Source organism: Psychromonas hadalis ATCC BAA-638 (assembly GCF_000420245.1).
GTDB classification, from domain to species: domain Bacteria; phylum Pseudomonadota; class Gammaproteobacteria; order Enterobacterales; family Psychromonadaceae; genus Psychromonas; species Psychromonas hadalis.
On the sequence record NZ_ATUO01000087.1, the window covers coordinates 1 to 16,433 of the forward strand.

Consider the following 16,433-nt stretch of genomic DNA (forward strand, 5'->3'; position numbering starts at 1 on the left):
TAGGATTGGCTTCAACATTATTTGCACTTTTGTTTTTAAAATAGCCAATCACTTAGGATTGGCTTCAACATTATTTGCACTTTTGTTTTTAAAATAGCCAATCACTTAGGATTGGCTTCAACATTACTTGCGATTTTGTTTTTAAAATAGCCAGTCACTTAAGGCTTTTTGGAAACAATTTAGCGCAAGTTATTTTGTAACGATTCCTTAAGGCTTTTTGAAAAAAATTAAGGATCGGCTTCAAAATTACTTGCGCTTTTGTTTTAAAAATAACCAGTTATTTCAGGTTTTTTGAAAACAATTTAGCGCAAGTTATTGTGTAACGATTCCTAAGTAGTTCATTATTCATATTTTTTAAGACAGGGCTAAAACATGATTAAATTTATTTATGGTTTTTTATTGCTGTTTATAAGCTCTTTTTGCCATGCACAATCTCCGAACACAATGCGCTACAAACTTTATCTTGATGCCGACTTTATGAGCACGAAAAGTGCAAGTATCTCTATTTCACAAGGTATTAACAGCGCATTGGCTGAAGTCAATTTTACCGTTTCAGGGTATCAATTTGAGGTGCAGAACAAAAATCATCAAGGAAATTCATTGCGCAGCAAAAATCATCTTGAGCAATTTTTAGCAGATCCACAAGCACTACTGGTCTTCTCTGGATTACACTCTCCCCCGATTCTTGCCAATAAAGCCTTTATTAATAACAATCACATTTTACTGCTCGACCCTTGGGCAGCAGCGGGCCCGATTACCCGCAGTCGCACATCAAATAATTGGATTTTTAGATTATCAATTGATGACAGTAAAGCGGGTTACACTATTAGCCAACATGCCTTAAAACAAGGATTCAACAAACCCTTTTTATTATTAGAAGATACTGGCTGGGGGAAATCAAATAAAAAAACCATGACCAATGCATTGCAACAAGCAAACATCACTCCGCGTGGGATCACTTGGTTTAACTGGGGACTGGGTAAAAATCAAGCTCGATTAATACTGCGTGATATTACAGCCAGTGGCGCCGATGTTATCTTCTTTGTTGGTAACGCACCAGAGGGTAAAATGTTTGCCAAAGCGATGTCAGAATTACCCAGTGAATTTCGTCTACCGATACGCAGCCACTGGGGAATCACCGGAGGTGATTTCGCAGAGGAGATAACCCCCACTATACGAAAAAAACTCGATATTGAGTTTATTCAGACCTCTTTTTCTTTTCTTAATCCAGCACTCACCCCCTTTCAACAAAAAGTATTAGAGAATGCCATTGATACCTTCCCAGAGTTAAATGATGCCTATGATATTCAAGCACAAAGTGGTTTTATTCATGGGTATGATTTAACTAAATTATTAATTGCGGCCATTAAACAATCAGGATTAACGGGTGATGCAGTTGACGACCGACAAGCCATTAAACGTGCACTAGAGAATCTAAAAAAACCCGTGCAGGGTTTAATAAAAACATACCAACAACCCTTTTCAAACTATAATATTGATACACCCGATGCACACGAAGCACTCGATAGCAGTGATTATACAATGGGTTTTTATGGCCCTAAAAATGAAGTCATTCTGCTTAAATAAATTTTTAACTATTCTGCATCTCATAAACTTGAGGTGTTTTTATATAAAATAAATTATAAATGCTCAGGGCTAAGCCATTTATGCCTAGCTCAAGGCGAAAAGTGCAGCTTAGTCGTTTCAATACTACGTACATCCTGTACTTCGCCCTGCGGGTCATCCTACGGATGCTCAAATTGATTCCCAATAAATTTGTGAGCATTTTTCAACACGGTTGTCGCCAGATAACTGAAGTTTAAATTTGAACAAACGTTAAATGGCGACGTTCTGAGTAGTTACTTGCATTTTTGATTAATAGGATTATATGCCCAAACAGACCATCTCTTTTGCGATCACCCGTTTTGTTGCCCTGATCTGTATTTTATTAGCCTTACTGATCACGACGTTAGTGATTGATAAAGTGGTCAAATCTAATCAACTAGCACAAAATCATAATAATCAGCGCGAAGCAGAGGCCATCAGTCATAAATACAACACCTTTTTAAGTGACCGCTTAATTTTATTACAAGAACACGCGACCTTTCCATTAATGCTGCAAACCTTAATGCAACCAGAAAGTCATTTAGGACAAATAAGTGACTTTATGGCCGACCTGAGTATTTTAGGTAAAAAGTATAATGAAACATTAATCGACTTTGCTGGCAATACGCTTTATTCAACACAAGCAGAAACAATTAGCTACAAAGAGCAAGCTTGGTTACAACCTTTACTCAACACCGAGCAAACCAGTAGCATACAATTACTCAAGCTTAACCAACATTATTATTGGGTACTTGCGGCCGCTATTCACTATCACAATATTAGCCAAGGTATCTTATTAATTGAAATACCTGTCACCGAAATTCAGCAACAAACACAAATAAGTAATGAATTAGAAGGCCTTAATATTCAAATAATTCAACAACAAACGACTGTCATTGAATTTGGAGGGGATATTAGTGGTCCAGCGTTTGATATCAATTGGAAAAAACAGCCTATTACGTTGCGCATCACTTTTGACCAAGAACAGCTTTCCCCACATTTATATGATCTGCTTTTTGAAATCGCTTTTATCATTGCCAGCGTTACTTTTTTAATATTAATTGCCGCTTATTTTTATGCACATTATACCTTTGTGAAACCTTTGGTCTCTTTGTCTAATGCAACCGATAATTTAGAGCAAGGATTACAACAAACCGTTTTGCATGAAAATATAAAGATTTATGAATTTGCACGTTTATTTAAAAAGTTTAATAAAATGGTCAAACAGGTTGAGCAACGAGAGTTATCACTAAAGGAAACAAACAAACAATTAACACAAGCGAATCAAGATCTAAAGCTGAGTGAATCACAATTAGTGCAGTCAGAAAAAATGGCCAGCATTGGTATATTAGCGGCCGGTATTGCACATGAAATTAATAATCCGATTGGTTTTATTAAGAGCAATTTTCAAGTGTTTCAGGAATATACCCTGAGCCTTAATGCTTATATAGAAGAGAGCAAACACCAATTACCAACGGAGCAACAGCAATACCTCAGCAATAAACATGACATCGATTATATCCTCGCTGATTTACCGGCGTTATTAAGCAGTTCAATATCTGGCATCGATAGGGTTAGCGAAATAGTGATAAGTTTAAAAGATTTTTCACGTCTAGATGCACCCGATAAAACCTTATCAGATATCAATAAAGGATTACTGGCAACCATCAAAATGGTCAATAATGAGATAAAATACCACTGCGAATTACACCTGCAACTCAGTGAACTTCCTGAGTTGATGATTTATCCCGGCAAGCTCAATCAAGTGTTTATGAACCTTATCATTAATGCTGCACAAGCCATTGCAGAAAAAGGTGATATTTACATCCGTACTTTTCAAAAAAAGGGGTTTGTTATCATCGAAATTGAAGATACGGGTAGTGGTATTAAAGAGCAGGATTTAAAAAATATTTTTACCCCCTTTTATACCACCAAAGAGATTGGCAAGGGCACCGGATTAGGTTTGTCTATCTGCCATAATATTATCAAGCAGCATGGCGGAAGAATTGAGGTGCAATCAATACAAGGTAAAGGAGCTACCTTTACCATCTACCTTGCTATTTCTGCATAATCTTTATTCATATCCGAATGCCTTCGCACTACCAACAAATGCCGTGATAGTTATTTTTATACACTAAATCATTACTTAAATGTACGGTATCAATGATGTGTTTATCATCAGCCCCCATGCGCAACTGTACTTGCTCGCATGTGTTATCACCTGTAGTGCACTGTTACTCGCTCTTGCTGCATGTAAACGTTTATTCACTTCAGTGATCGAGAGCTAAAACTTGTTTATTAGACACAGAGGGATCATAAAAACTCACTTTATAGCCTAAGCGCCACAACGGCTTAATCAACAAGATGCTTGGGCTTTCGCGTAAATCATCCGTGCCCGTTTTAAACGCTAGCCCTATTACACCAATACGCATTCAATAATGTTAATAATGTGGTTGATATGACTCAGATTGGAAGCTATCTGTATTGGACCTCGCCGGATAGAAACGTGGCTTAAAATGTATTTTTTACAGCGCCGTTTAGCGATGCAGTCTCACGCATTATCGTGCAGAGTGTTAACACTGACCAGTATTTTACGCTAAAAACTTACTGCAACTCGCGTTTATTCGTCTATTAGAAGTAGATCATTTAAACCATTGGTTATGGGGTGATTTTCGTTTTTTATCGGGTGATGACAAAAGCACTTGGTACTACCTGCTAAAACAAGGGACACATATGCTTTATATCCCCGATGCCCTTGGTTATACCGTCGAAGTGATGGAAGGATCAGGCATGGAAATAATGGTACAAAATTTCCATCGCTGGTCTGGCAACATGTTACGCAATGGAACACACACTCGTTCCCACTATCGAAGTGGTAATGCCTAAAAAAATTAACCACGAAGGCACGAAGAAAAAGGAAGAACACAATAACCAGTTTCAGTTTTACTTCCTGCTCTCTGCGCTGCGTAACGACTTCGTGGTTATATTTTCCAGTTCATATTAAAAACGTGTGTATAAGAATCAGTGATGAAACAACACTTTTTTAATTGTTTAAAGTTACTTTTGTAGGTCGAAATCAGAGATCATTATTATTCATCCTAACTACCAGCTCATTTTTTTACGATAAATGGTTGAAGGACTGACCTCTAATAAGGCAGCAGCTTTAGGAATATTACCCGCACAGTGATCAATCGCCGCCTCTATGGCCTGTTTTTCGACTTTCCATAGCGGTAATATTTCTGTTGTGCCATGCGCTATAACAACGCTTCCTGCTCCTTGCTCTGACGACGTTTTAGCAACAGGTAAGTGCTGACTCACGACGGTCGTAGATAACGATTTAATAATCATTTCTGAGGTTATCTGCGTCCCCGTATTAAGCACTACCATGGCATGAAATATGTTCTCTAATTGACGTATGTTACCCGGCCAATCATAGCCACAAATTATTTTAATCACATCCCGTGATAACTGGTTAAAATGTTTATGTTCCATTTTAGAATATTTTTTGAGGAAGTATTTTGCGATTAAAACTAAATCATTCCCTCTATCTCGCAATGCCGGTAAGCTCAAAGAGATAACATTTAAACGGTAATAGAGATCGTCACGGAAATCACCGTCTAATACCGCTTGCCCGATTGAGTTTGAAGAGGCAGAAATAATTTGCGCATCAAATTTAATCACTTTGTTAGAGCCTAATGGACTGAATTCTCGCTCTTGCACCACCCTTAATAATTTTGCCTGTAATGGCTTAGACAGCGTTGTCACTTCATCTAAAAATAGCGTACCTTTACCCGCGATTGAAAATAACCCATCATGCGCATTATTTGCCCCCGTAAATGCTCCTTTTGCATGGCCAAACAGTTGTGATTCCATTAAGCTTTCACTAAAATTTGCACAATTAACCGCAACAAAAGGTTGGTCTTTATGAAAACCTTCGTAGTGACATGCTTTGGCAACTAGCTCTTTACCCGTCCCCGTTTCACCGGTAATAAAAACCGGGGCATTGGTTGTTGAAGCGTGTGTAATGCTGTTAAAAAGTTCAAACATGGTTTCATCCGCCGCAATCATGCCATGAAAATTAATCGGTGAATTGATTAACAAGGCTTCATTTTGAGCACGACTTTCAACCTTATGGCAATCACTGTCTAATGCTTTATTAACGATGAAATTAAGCTCTTTATTATCCCAAGGTTTACAGATAAAACGTTGTACGACCCCTGCATTAAATGCGCCTGAAATTTTTTGAAACTCTTGATAACCAGAGAGAATAATTCGCTGTGATGATGGCCACCTTTTTTTCATGCGTTGTAAAAACTCACACCCGTCCATCTCTGGCATACGCTGATCAGAAATAACTAATTGAGGTTGATTATTTTGGCAGTATTCAAGTGCGGCATAGGCAGACGTAAAAGTCATTAACGTCGCGGGAATATTACGTAATGCACGCTGCAATGAACTCAATATATTCGCATCATCATCAACTAATATAACTAACGGTTGAGCTTGATAAAGATCGTCATCAAATAAAATCATAACAACTCCAATGTATAGAACGGTGATCTAAGAATAGAAAAAAATCTAAGAATTGACAGCCGTGTTTGCAAATTGCGAAGCATTAAAGAGAAAGAAATAAGAATCTACAGCAACATTTTAGCAATTTGCATCTAAACTAATGAAGGGTAATAAAAGGGATCACAAATGAATAAACCATCGTTATTAATCATTGATGATGAAAAAGAGGTATTAAGTGCGCTTGAGCGACTTTTACGCAAAGATTTTCGTCTATTTCTCTTTACCGACCCATTAAAAGCACTGCACTTTTATAAAGAAAATCCTATTCCTTTGGTATTGTCTGATATGCGCATGCCAGAGATGGATGGTGCGACTTTATTAGGTGAAATTGCACAAATTTACCCCAAATCACAACGACTCATTTTAACAGGCCATGCAGACTTAGCGTCTACAGTAGCGGCGGTCAATCAGGGACATATCAGCCACTACTTTAATAAACCATGGGATAACCACGAATTAATCAACACCTTAAAAAGTGCCTTTGTTGATTATCAAAAACAGCTACTACCGATTAAATTATTGAAACAAAATCGCCATGAAAACCTGCGCCTTAGCCAACAAAATGATTCTTTATTAAAAGTGGTTCAAGATAAACAATCAAAACTAGATGCAAGTTTGTCTCATTTACAGCAAAACGAAAATAATTTTATTGAACTCTATGCCAACTTAATTTCCTTACACACTCAAGACCATACTGGTCATAATTTGCGCATCGCAAGCCAAGCAAGGTGCATCACACGGCAACTTGGTTACGATCATAAAACGACCCATCAAGCACATTTAGTGGCCTTATTATATGAAACAGGAAAGTTGGCAATCCCACAAACATTATTAACCTGTTGTTATGACAGCCTCAATAAACATCAGCAAACTAACTACAATCAGTTTTACCCATTAGCAGAAGCCATTATGCAACCCGTTGATAACCTGAAACCGATTGCGAAGATAATTAAACATATTCCTAACCATTACGATGGGTTGGGTGCACCCGATCACTTGCAAGGTGAAGCGATTCCTTTTATCTCTCGCTTAATCGCTATTTTATCTGCGTTTGATAACTTATTGCTAGGCAGAAAGATGCCACTGTCTTGCTCTTTTGTTAAAGCAAAAAAGCTCATTGAAGCACAAGTCGATAAACACTACGATCCGCATCTTATTGCCTGTTTTTCAACACTGATGAAAAATTTAACGCATTCAAAAGATGATGCCGTTGAGTATTTAATCAATGCAGCCCAGTTACGCATTGGCATGCAATTATCACAAGATATCCATAATACCCATCAAGCCATTTTATTAACCAAAGGTACGTTAATAACGCAGTTACATATTGATAAGTTATTACATTTAGAAAATACACAACAGGAGGTATTGCTGATTTATGTACACACGATGGCAGATTGATAATTCAACAATATAAAAAAGGCTTCATGATGAAGCCTTTTTGTTTTTATGATAAAGAAAATTACTCGCCTTTTTTATCACGAGAAAGTAGTGCAATAGCTGCTTCTTTTACCGCTTTTTGTTGATAAAGCACGTAGTAGATCTGCTCACAAATAGGCATCTCAATATTAAAACGTTTGGCAAGGTTATAAACCTCTTCTGTATTTCGGTAACCTTCAACCACTTGGCCAATTTCAACCTGTGCTTGCTCTATCCCTTTGCCTTGACCCAATGCCAAACCAAAACGTCGATTACGCGATTGGTTATCGGTACAAGTTAATACCAAATCACCTAAACCCGCCATGCCCATGAATGAGACTTCTTTTGCACCAAGGGCAACACCTAAACGCGTTAACTCCACCAGCCCTCGGGTAATCAGTGCGGTGCGTGCATTGGCACCAAAACCTAAACCATCAGCTAAACCTGCGCCAATAGCAATCACATTTTTAACCGCGCCACCGAGCTGCACGGCAATAAAGTCATCGGAAATATAGGTTCTAAAATTGCGTTTATTATGGAAAAAATCAGCAATATCTTGCGTGAATTTAGGATCAGATCCTGCAACTGCAACCGCAGTCGGTAACCCTTTTGCCACTTCCATTGCAAAAGTAGGACCTGAAATCACTGCCAGTGGGTATTTATCACCCAGCACATCTTTAGCAACCTCTTGTAATAAACGCCCTGTTTGTGCCTCTAACCCTTTGGTTGCCCATGCGATACGATGCTTAGGCGTTAACAATGGTTTTATCTGCTTTAGTACCAAGCCAAAGACGTGGCTTGGTACTACTAACAAAATAGTATTGGTCGCGGCGATACAAGTTGCCAAATCAGCTTCTGCTGTCAACAACTCAGGAAATGAGATACCCGGTAAAAACTCCCTGTTTTCACCATCCTTTTGTAAGCGATCTATATGATCTGCTTCATGTCCCCAAATCAGTGTTGGGTGACCATTTCGAGCCAGAGATACAGCAAGGGCGGAGCCATATGATCCCGCCCCTAAGACTGTAATGGCTTTTTTATCTAGCGCCATTCAAATACCTATTCATTAGTCTGTTAGATTAAGAATCTAATTTTGCAGTTTCTTTTGCAACTTCAGCTACTTTTTCTACTTCAGCTTGCTTTTGCATCATTGCATTTTGAAAAAGTGCATCAAAATTAACAGGCGCAAGGTTAAGCTGTGGGAAAGTACCACGTGTTACTAAGCTTGAAACTGCTTCGCGTGCATATGGGAATAAAATGTTAGGGCAGAAAGCATTTAAGCAGTGTGCCATTTGTGGCCCTTCAAGTTGACCAACTGAGAAGATACCCGCTTGCTGTACTTCACATAAGAAAGCAACTTCATCGCCTATTTTAGCTGTTGTAGTGAGTGTAAGTACCACTTCAAACACACCATCTTCTAATTTTTGGCTTTTTGTATCAATGTCCATTGAAACTTCTGGCGCCCACTCTTTTTTGAAGATAGTTGGCGAATTTGGACATTCAAAAGAGATATCTTTTACAAAGATGCGTTGAATGTTGAATTCGATTTGTGCTGCTTGCTCTTGTTGTTCTGCCATGGGAGTTCCCTTATTAAATGTTATATTTATAGTTATAGTTATTAGCGCAACATTCCTGTCGCATTAGTACCCGTTATTGTTCGGGTATTTTCACGCAAAGTCCTTTGCGAAAAAGTCGTTAAAAAGTTATTTAGCGAATAACTTATCCAGCTTGCCACTACGATCTAAAGCAAATAGTTCATCGCAACCACCTGTCGGTTGACCGTTAATCAAAATCTGAGGCACTGTTCTGCCACCCGTTAATGACACCATTTTAGCGCGCGTATCACTTTCTGAAACATTAATTTCAGTGTATTCAACCTGTTTGTTATCAAGTAACTGCTTGGCACGAATACAATATGGGCACCACGCGGTGGTGTAGATAATTACCGTTGCCATCGTTTACTTCTTGGTTGTTGGTAAGTTAGCTGATTTCCATCCGCCCATACCTGAAAAGAGATGAGTGACTTGGGTAAACTCTGCTTTCACTAACTTGGCAGCAGCACTTGCAGAGCGCGTACCAGATTCACAGACCACTATAATGGGGGTTTGTTTATTGTTTTCAATAGCAGAGAAACTTCCTTTCTCAATTTGTGACAGAGTTATATTTTTTGAATTTACAATATGACCTTTTTTAAAGTCATCATTTGAACGTACATCAACAACAATCGCATCTTGTTTATTAATGAGCATGGTTGCTTCTTGTGGAGTAATACTTTTAACACCACTTATTTTATCTTTTACCATGCTATGGATTAACATCACTGCGATAGCAACCCAAGCAAGTGATAAAATCGGATTGTTGGAAAAAAAGTCTATATATTCTTGCATTATTTTGCTCTTTTAAAGTTAGAAGGAAAAATTCGAGATGATTATATCAAGCAAAGAGAGAAATTCTTACTATTTAAAGTAAAATAATGGTGTAAATTTCAGCTTCAATTGATCCACGCAGTGACAAGCGTCTCAAATGTAGTAAAATCACACCATAATTTTATTTTTGTAATTAAAGGAAATCGTTATGACGACTGCTAAAAAACCACTTGTTCTACTTATTATGGATGGTTGGGGTTACCGCCCCGATATGCCAGATAACGCTGTTGCAAATGCAAATACGCCAGTGCTAGATCAACTTTGCAAAGATTACCCCAATGATCTTATTTCTGCATCAGGCATGGATGTTGGTTTACCTGACGGTCAAATGGGCAACTCGGAAGTAGGACATACTAATATTGGTGCAGGTCGTACGGTTTACCAAAATCTAACGAAAGTAACAAAATCGATTCAAGACGGTGATTTCTTTGAAAATGCAGTGTTTGTTGATGCCATCGATAAAGCAGTAAAAGCAGACAAAGCGGTTCATATAATGGGTCTTGCATCACCTGGTGGTGTACACAGTCATGATAGCCATATTGTTGCCGCCATTGAATTAGCAGCAAAACGTGGTGCTAAAAAAGTCTATGTGCACGCATTCTTAGATGGTCGTGATACTCCACCACGTAGTGCAGCAGGTACGCTGGCTAAATACGAAGAGGCATATAAAAAAGTAGGTGTTGGTCGCACTGCAACATTAATTGGTCGTTATTACGCACTTGATCGTGATACGCGCTGGGATCGTGTTGAAGAGGCTTATAGCCTATTAACAGAAGCAAAATCAACGTTCACCGCCGAGTGTCCGCTGGTTGGCCTTGAAGACGCTTACGCCCGTAACGAAAATGATGAGTTTGTTAAAGCCACGGTGATTGGCGAAAAAGCAGCGATCGAAGAGGGTGATACGGTACTGTTCTTAAACTTCCGTGCTGATCGCGCACGTGAAATCACTTACGCATTCACAGATGCAAACTTTGACGGTTTTGATCGTCATGTTACACCCAACATCAATTTTGCGACGCTGACGCAATATGCTGCAAATATTAGCGCACCCGCTGCATATCCAAGTGAATCACTGAGCAATACATTAGGAGAGTGGTTAGCAGATCATAATAAAACGCAATTACGTATTTCTGAAACTGAAAAATATGCACACGTTACCTTCTTCTTTAATGGTGGCATTGAAGATGAGTTTAAAGGGGAAGATCGTATCCTCATTAAATCACCCGCCGTTGCCACTTATGACCTACAACCAGAAATGAGCTCTGCTGAGTTAACCGAAAAATTAACAGCGGCCATTCGTAGTCAAAAATATGATGTGATCATTTGTAACTATCCAAATGGTGATATGGTAGGTCATACAGGTGTTTATGATGCTGCCGTTAAAGCATGTGAAGCAGTTGATAGCTGTGTAGGTGAAGTCATTGAAGCACTTAAAGAGGTTGATGGTGAGTGTTTAATCACTGCCGATCACGGTAATGCAGAGCAGATGATCGACCCTGAAACAGGGGGCATTCATACTGCACATACTAATTTACCCGTGCCATTTATCTATGTAGGTCGTGAAGCAGAAATGCAAACAGGCGGTCGTTTATGCGATATCGCCCCAACGATGCTTAAACTGATGGAAATGGAAATCCCAGCGGAGATGACAGGAACACCATTAATCTCACTAAAATAGACAGAACACGCAGTATTTAGTTATTTTACTCAACTTATTTTGCTAAATTGGGTAAAATTTCTAAATACTGAATTTTAAAAAGTAGAACAATCAATGAATAGCAAAATAGTTAACAATATTCCCTATAAAAAGTACCCTTTTTCCGCTGTTTTGCTAAATAGCCTTTTTTTAATTTTTATCTTGGTATTACCAGTACAAAATGTCTTGGCTGAAAAAAACTTATCCACACTACAAAAACAGATCCAAGCGAGCAAAATCAGTAAATCACAGCAAAACAAACAACAAAAAGCACTTGAAAATCGTATCGCAACCTCAGAGCAAGAAACCGCAATAGCAAGTCTCAAACTACAACAAACAGAACAAGCCCTCATGCTCGAAGCAACACGTCTGAATGAGCTAAAAGATGAAACTAAACAATTAAAAATAGACAAAGTAAAACAGCAAAAACTGCTAGAACAGCAATTAATTAGTGCTTATATGGCCGGTCAAAATGATTTAGTAAAGTTACTGCTTAATCAAGAAGATCTCAGCAAAATAATTCGCGCTAAAAGTTATTACCACTACCTTAATAAAGCACGCCTTGAAAGCATTGAACAACTGCAAGTAACACAACTGCGCATTGAAAAAAATAGAAGTGAGCAAGCAGAATCACTTATTGCATTGCAAACAATGCGTGATGAACAAGTTAAAAGTAAAGCAAAACTGCTCGAAGAAGGCAAGAAACGTAACAAAGCACTGCGTGAACTCAAACAAGATATTAACTACCAATCGGCACGTTTAGCACAACTAAGTGAAGCAGAGAAAAACCTCAAGAAAAAACTCAGAAGACAAAAAGAGATCCGCCAAGAAAAAGAGTTAGCAGCTGCCAAAGCAAAAGCTACCAAGAAAATCACGCCTAAAAATGCAGAGCAAAGCCACTCTAAAATCGCCAAATTAAAAGGACAACTAAAGTGGCCTATACGCGGTAAAGTATTAGCGCGTTTTGGTAGTAAACGTAGCGCTCAAATAACATGGAAAGGGATCTCTATCTCTGCTAACGAAGGAGAAAAAGTACGCGCGGTTGCCACAGGAAGAGTCTTATTCGCAGGTTATTTCAAAGGTTACGGCATGGTCATTGCGCTTGATCACAGTGATGATTACATCACCTTATATGGTTACAACCAAACACTACTACAAAAAACAGGGGATATTGTTTTCCAAGGGGATGCCATTGCACTCGCAGGTCACAGTGGAGGCCAAGAAAGAAATAGTCTCTATTTTGAGCTAAGCCATAAAGGTAAAGCGCAAGATCCTCTGAAATGGCTTCAGCCACGTCGCCGTTAAGAGAGTAATTACACAGTGAAACGTCGACTAACAAGCTTAATTATTGCCCTGTTTATGGTGTTACAAAGCCCGCTTAGCATTGCAAAACCAGCCATTCAACTTGCCATTGTGTTAGATGATATCGGTAACAGCTTATATGATTTCCAAGCACTCAACCTGCCCTCAGAAATCACATTTTCAATTTTGCCCTACACCCCGCATGCTAAAAAAATTGCACAGCTTGCTCAAAAGCAGCAACGAGAACTGTTATTACACGTACCGATGCAAGCAAAAACGAATAATAGCAAGTTAGGTAAAGGTGCGCTAATGCTCGATATGCAAGAGCCTGATTTTAAAGCACAGCTCCAGAAAGCACTGCACTACCTGCCCGACGCAACAGGCATTAATAACCACATGGGTAGCGTGTTAACAGAGCAAGTAAAACAGATGAAATGGATAATGGATGTGCTCAACAAACAGGGGTTATATTTCCTTGATAGTCGCACAACAGCACAAACCATCGCAGAAAGTACCGCTAAAATTTCAGGTACTCCCGTACTCAGACGGCATGTTTTTTTAGATAATATCAAAACAGAAAAAGCGATGGAAAAACAGTTTCAACTAGCGATAAAACTGGGCAGAAAACAACACTCTGTTGTTATTATCGCCCATCCTTATCCTGAAACCATCCAGTTTTTAGCCAAAAAGTTTAAGCAAAAAAATAGCCAAGTGGAGTTAGTTGCACTGCAAGAATTGTTGCCACAAAGTGCACGTTTAGCAATGGCCAAAAAACGTAGTGAACAACAGCAAGTGAATAACATGGTCATCCACGATGCCATTAATGACCAAACCCAGCAAACACAATAAAATAAGAGTCTACCATGCGTTTATCTGTTTTTTCCCCGACCAGCTCTCCACAACTCTTTATCGATCTTAAAAAGCTATATCACGGCTATCTCGATGAACAACAACTCACAGTTGAAGCATTACAAACGTTAATCAGTATTCCTAATAAGCTATTTTTTACTACCTTGTTTAATGCACGTCACCTCGGTGCAGTGCAAGTTTCAATCCAGCAGCAAAAAGCAGAATTAACGCTGTTATGCATCCGTGACATTACTCGTCGCCGCGGTGTCGGAAAAAATCTGTTACGTGAAGTAGAGAAGCAGTTGCAAGAAAGAGGCATTAATACGGTTCAATTATCGTTAACCGATATAAAAGAGAGTGAACAACAAGGATTAAAACACTTTATGTTAGTTTGTGGTTACCAGCTCAATGGGCAAATTTTTCTGAAAGAGCTATAAAATAAAAAACCACGCAAGCATGGTTTTTTTATTATTACAACGGAAATTTATCGACCCGCTTTAGGGAAACCTCCCATCATCATACCTAATACTATTTGCATATTATTTGTCTCGGTATCCGACCTGTCCTTTTCAAAATCAACAAAACCCTGCATCGCAGAGCGCCAATAAACTTGGCCTAATTTTGTATCTAATACAGCTAATAAAAAAGAGCCTTTTTCATAACGTTTGTCAGTAATATCACGACTATTCACCCCAGGCAACAAACCAAACTTCTGTTGTATTTTTTGATCTGCCAAGTCATCTTCTAATGCAAAAAGATAACCTATCACCACATCCGCTTGAATCGGATCGGGTTGATAAACATAGCCTTTAGTTTTCAGATAACGGATAATTTCACCACGAATATATTGATGAAGTTCTCTTTCACTACCATCATTAATCGTCGATAACACATGACTATACTCTTTGCTCCAAGTGAAACTAGTAAATGCAGGTAATACATCTGCAGGTTTCGCACTACTAACCACCGTCATACGCTTTGCTTTACGCTCTTGTTGCGCCTGCTCTACCGACGAACTACATCCTGTAATGATAAAAAAGGATGTTATTAAACTCAACATTAATACCATTTTTTTCATGCTAATCTCCGCAATTATCTTTCTCTATTGATTTTCAGTCACAAATGAAGCTGCTTTTTGCATTGTTTTAATACAAGATCCAGAGATATGTCCATTTTCACTCAAGTGACGACGCCAAGCGCGCGCTCCAGGCAAACCTTGAAATAAGCCTAACATATGTCGAGCGATATGATTCAAATATGATCCATCACTGAGCTGTTGCTCAATGTAAGGATACATCTCTTCTAATACTTCAAAGCGTGTTAATACTTTACCCTGTCCTTTAAATAAACGCTGATCAACCGAGCTTAAAATATAGGGATTTGAATACACTTCACGTCCGAGCATCACACCATCTAAGTGCTTCAGGTGTTCTTCACACTCATCCAAGGTTTTAATGCCACCATTAATCGCGATGGTTAACTGCGGAAAATCTTTTTTAAGCTGATAAACACGCTCATAATCCAGAGGAGGAACATCTCTGTTCTGCTTAGGGCTTAAGCCACTCAGCCATGCTTTGCGCGCATGGATAATAAAAGTATCACAACCTTTGTTATGCACCTTGTCAATAAAATCACACAAAAACTCATAGGAATCTAAATCATCAATACCAATACGTGTTTTCACAGAAACAGGTAAACCAGAAGCGTCCTGCATCGCTTTAACTGCATCACCCACTAAATCCCCTTCCGCCATCAAACACGCGCCAAAACGCCCATTTTGCACACGATCAGAAGGACAACCGACATTGAGGTTTATCTCATCATAACCACGCTCTTTGCCCGCTAACGCAGATTTAGCCAAATCAAGCGCAGCAAAACCACCCAACTGCAAACAAACAGGATGCTCTGCATCACCCTTTTTCAGGTAATCTCCTTTACCGTACAAAATAGCCCCGGTGGTCACCATCTCAGTATATAACAGCGTATTTTTACTCATCACACGATGAAAATGGCGACAATGCCTATCGGTCCAATCAAGCATCGGGGCGATGGAAAAGCGGTTTGATGGGTAAATAACTTTTGAAAGCATAAGATCTATTCAACTATAATGGGCAATGAAAGGTTAATTGTAACGTGAACAGCTAAGAGAGTAAAAGATTCCAATGGATAGACAAGCAACTCCAGACAGCCATTTTGTTAAGCTTGAAAAGGTGAAATACCCGTTGGTAAATCAATTTTACAAACGGGTTTATAACAAGGGGCTTACAGGTGAAAATGAAGCGCTTTTTATCTTAAAAAATGAGTTGGAATTATTTGTAGTGCAAAAATAAAGCCAATTAAAAGTGAGTGATTGTTAACCGGGGTTGCCTGTGCGCCAGACTATCGGCATCAATGTCATGCTTCTTTACTCATTAAAAAAACGGCTTATACCCAAACGACTTGATAATATTTCGCATCTAGCTCATCGCACTTCAAACTGCAAAATTGAAGGTTTGAAAGTTGTCATTAATTCTACTCGTTAAAGTACTACCAATTTCGGGAAGGGTAAGGCTAAAAAACTCATT

Annotated in this window: 17 protein-coding genes; 9 read left to right on the top strand and 8 right to left on the bottom strand. The window is 38.8% G+C overall.

Translation table 11 applies throughout. From position 1 onward, the window contains the following. The first annotated feature begins 372 nt into the window (after positions 1-372). Together G322_RS0111560 and G322_RS0111565 are read left to right on the top strand one after the other, a co-directional pair. Positions 373-1,587 (top strand): ABC transporter substrate-binding protein, encoded by a 1,215-nt coding sequence (locus G322_RS0111560; protein ID WP_022941936.1) that lies wholly within the window; start codon positions 373-375, stop codon positions 1,585-1,587. Positions 1,588-1,888: 301 nt separating this feature from the next. Next, entirely contained in the window at positions 1,889-3,676 is a 1,788-nt protein-coding gene (locus tag G322_RS0111565; RefSeq protein WP_022941937.1) for an ATP-binding protein, read from the top strand. Positions 3,677-3,875: 199 nt separating this feature from the next. On the opposite strand, the gene G322_RS24820 is transcribed toward G322_RS0111565, so the two are convergent. Beyond that, positions 3,876-4,037: a UDP binding domain-containing protein gene (locus tag G322_RS24820; RefSeq protein WP_022941938.1), complete on the bottom strand. Its 162-nt coding sequence runs from the start codon at positions 4,035-4,037 to the stop codon at positions 3,876-3,878. A 190-nt stretch (positions 4,038-4,227) separates the two neighbouring features. On the opposite strand from G322_RS24820, the gene G322_RS24240 reads away from it, so the two are divergent. After that, positions 4,228-4,491, top strand: a complete 264-nt coding sequence (locus tag G322_RS24240) for a glycosyltransferase (RefSeq protein ID WP_245542315.1) — start codon at positions 4,228-4,230, stop codon at positions 4,489-4,491. Positions 4,492-4,707: 216 nt separating this feature from the next. Here the strand turns inward: G322_RS24240 and G322_RS0111575 are convergent, their stop codons facing one another. Continuing rightward, a complete protein-coding gene (locus G322_RS0111575) occupies positions 4,708-6,138 on the bottom strand; it encodes a sigma-54-dependent transcriptional regulator (RefSeq protein WP_022941939.1) in 1,431 nt (476 codons plus the stop codon). A gap of 165 nt (positions 6,139-6,303) precedes the next feature. Between G322_RS0111575 and G322_RS0111580 the strand changes: the two genes are divergently transcribed. After that, positions 6,304-7,578, top strand: coding sequence for an HD domain-containing phosphohydrolase (locus tag G322_RS0111580; protein WP_022941940.1), 1,275 nt, complete (start codon positions 6,304-6,306; stop codon positions 7,576-7,578). 61 nt (positions 7,579-7,639) lie between these two features. Here G322_RS0111580 and gpsA read toward each other — a convergent pair whose 3' ends face one another. From gpsA to G322_RS0111600, 4 genes are all read right to left on the bottom strand, one after another. Continuing rightward, positions 7,640-8,647, bottom strand: a complete 1,008-nt coding sequence (gene gpsA, locus G322_RS0111585; RefSeq protein ID WP_022941941.1) for an NAD(P)H-dependent glycerol-3-phosphate dehydrogenase — start codon at positions 8,645-8,647, stop codon at positions 7,640-7,642. A gap of 28 nt (positions 8,648-8,675) precedes the next feature. Next, entirely contained in the window at positions 8,676-9,173 is a 498-nt protein-coding gene (gene secB, locus G322_RS0111590; protein WP_022941942.1) for a protein-export chaperone SecB, read from the bottom strand. 126 nt (positions 9,174-9,299) lie between these two features. After that, entirely contained in the window at positions 9,300-9,551 is a 252-nt protein-coding gene (gene grxC / locus G322_RS0111595) for a glutaredoxin 3 (protein ID WP_022941943.1), read from the bottom strand. 3 nt (positions 9,552-9,554) lie between these two features. Then, positions 9,555-9,983, bottom strand: coding sequence for a rhodanese-like domain-containing protein (locus G322_RS0111600; RefSeq protein WP_022941944.1), 429 nt, complete (start codon positions 9,981-9,983; stop codon positions 9,555-9,557). Positions 9,984-10,170: 187 nt separating this feature from the next. Between G322_RS0111600 and gpmM the strand changes: the two genes are divergently transcribed. The 4 genes from gpmM (at position 10,171) to panM (ending at position 14,306) form a co-directional block, all read left to right on the top strand. Next, the gene (gene gpmM, locus G322_RS0111605) at positions 10,171-11,700 is read left to right on the top strand and encodes a 2,3-bisphosphoglycerate-independent phosphoglycerate mutase (protein WP_022941945.1); all 1,530 of its coding nucleotides are present in this window, start codon (positions 10,171-10,173) and stop codon (positions 11,698-11,700) included. A gap of 93 nt (positions 11,701-11,793) precedes the next feature. Continuing rightward, on the top strand, positions 11,794-13,023 hold the full coding sequence (locus G322_RS0111610) for a murein hydrolase activator EnvC family protein (RefSeq protein WP_022941946.1): 1,230 nt from the start codon (positions 11,794-11,796) through the stop codon (positions 13,021-13,023). A gap of 15 nt (positions 13,024-13,038) precedes the next feature. After that, positions 13,039-13,869, top strand: a complete 831-nt coding sequence (locus tag G322_RS20600) for a divergent polysaccharide deacetylase family protein (protein WP_022941947.1) — start codon at positions 13,039-13,041, stop codon at positions 13,867-13,869. Positions 13,870-13,883: 14 nt separating this feature from the next. Next, positions 13,884-14,306 (top strand): aspartate 1-decarboxylase autocleavage activator PanM, encoded by a 423-nt coding sequence (gene panM, locus G322_RS0111620; protein WP_022941948.1) that lies wholly within the window; start codon positions 13,884-13,886, stop codon positions 14,304-14,306. Between the two features lie 47 nt (positions 14,307-14,353). On the opposite strand, the gene G322_RS0111625 is transcribed toward panM, so the two are convergent. Both G322_RS0111625 and dusA read right to left on the bottom strand, forming a co-directional pair. Next, complete coding sequence (locus tag G322_RS0111625) at positions 14,354-14,947, bottom strand: DUF4136 domain-containing protein (RefSeq protein WP_022941949.1); 594 nt, start codon at positions 14,945-14,947, stop codon at positions 14,354-14,356. A gap of 24 nt (positions 14,948-14,971) precedes the next feature. Next, positions 14,972-15,958, bottom strand: a complete 987-nt coding sequence (dusA, locus tag G322_RS0111630; protein ID WP_022941950.1) for a tRNA dihydrouridine(20/20a) synthase DusA — start codon at positions 15,956-15,958, stop codon at positions 14,972-14,974. Between the two features lie 73 nt (positions 15,959-16,031). Here dusA and G322_RS23375 point away from each other — a divergent pair, with 73 nt between their 5' ends. Further along, positions 16,032-16,199 (top strand): hypothetical protein, encoded by a 168-nt coding sequence (locus G322_RS23375; protein WP_022941951.1) that lies wholly within the window; start codon positions 16,032-16,034, stop codon positions 16,197-16,199. Positions 16,200-16,433: the final 234 nt, after the last annotated feature.

What these genes read in the sequence shown, in the direction of transcription:
- panM (WP_022941948.1), top strand. Translation starts at nt 13,884, where the DNA reads ATGCGTTTATCTGTTTTTTCCCCGACCAGCTCTCCACAACTCTTTATC.
- G322_RS23375 (WP_022941951.1), top strand. Translation starts at nt 16,032, where the DNA reads ATGGATAGACAAGCAACTCCAGACAGCCATTTTGTTAAGCTTGAAAAG.
- G322_RS0111625 (WP_022941949.1), bottom strand. Translation starts at nt 14,947, where the DNA reads ATGAAAAAAATGGTATTAATGTTGAGTTTAATAACATCCTTTTTTATC.
- G322_RS24820 (WP_022941938.1), bottom strand. Translation starts at nt 4,037, where the DNA reads ATGCGTATTGGTGTAATAGGGCTAGCGTTTAAAACGGGCACGGATGAT.
- grxC (WP_022941943.1), bottom strand. Translation starts at nt 9,551, where the DNA reads ATGGCAACGGTAATTATCTACACCACCGCGTGGTGCCCATATTGTATT.
- dusA (WP_022941950.1), bottom strand. Translation starts at nt 15,958, where the DNA reads ATGCTTTCAAAAGTTATTTACCCATCAAACCGCTTTTCCATCGCCCCG.
- gpsA (WP_022941941.1), bottom strand. Translation starts at nt 8,647, where the DNA reads ATGGCGCTAGATAAAAAAGCCATTACAGTCTTAGGGGCGGGATCATAT.
- G322_RS0111600 (WP_022941944.1), bottom strand. Translation starts at nt 9,983, where the DNA reads ATGCAAGAATATATAGACTTTTTTTCCAACAATCCGATTTTATCACTT.
- G322_RS0111580 (WP_022941940.1), top strand. Translation starts at nt 6,304, where the DNA reads ATGAATAAACCATCGTTATTAATCATTGATGATGAAAAAGAGGTATTA.
- G322_RS0111560 (WP_022941936.1), top strand. Translation starts at nt 373, where the DNA reads ATGATTAAATTTATTTATGGTTTTTTATTGCTGTTTATAAGCTCTTTT.
- G322_RS0111575 (WP_022941939.1), bottom strand. Translation starts at nt 6,138, where the DNA reads ATGATTTTATTTGATGACGATCTTTATCAAGCTCAACCGTTAGTTATA.
- secB (WP_022941942.1), bottom strand. Translation starts at nt 9,173, where the DNA reads ATGGCAGAACAACAAGAGCAAGCAGCACAAATCGAATTCAACATTCAA.
- gpmM (WP_022941945.1), top strand. Translation starts at nt 10,171, where the DNA reads ATGACGACTGCTAAAAAACCACTTGTTCTACTTATTATGGATGGTTGG.
- G322_RS0111610 (WP_022941946.1), top strand. Translation starts at nt 11,794, where the DNA reads ATGAATAGCAAAATAGTTAACAATATTCCCTATAAAAAGTACCCTTTT.
- G322_RS0111565 (WP_022941937.1), top strand. Translation starts at nt 1,889, where the DNA reads ATGCCCAAACAGACCATCTCTTTTGCGATCACCCGTTTTGTTGCCCTG.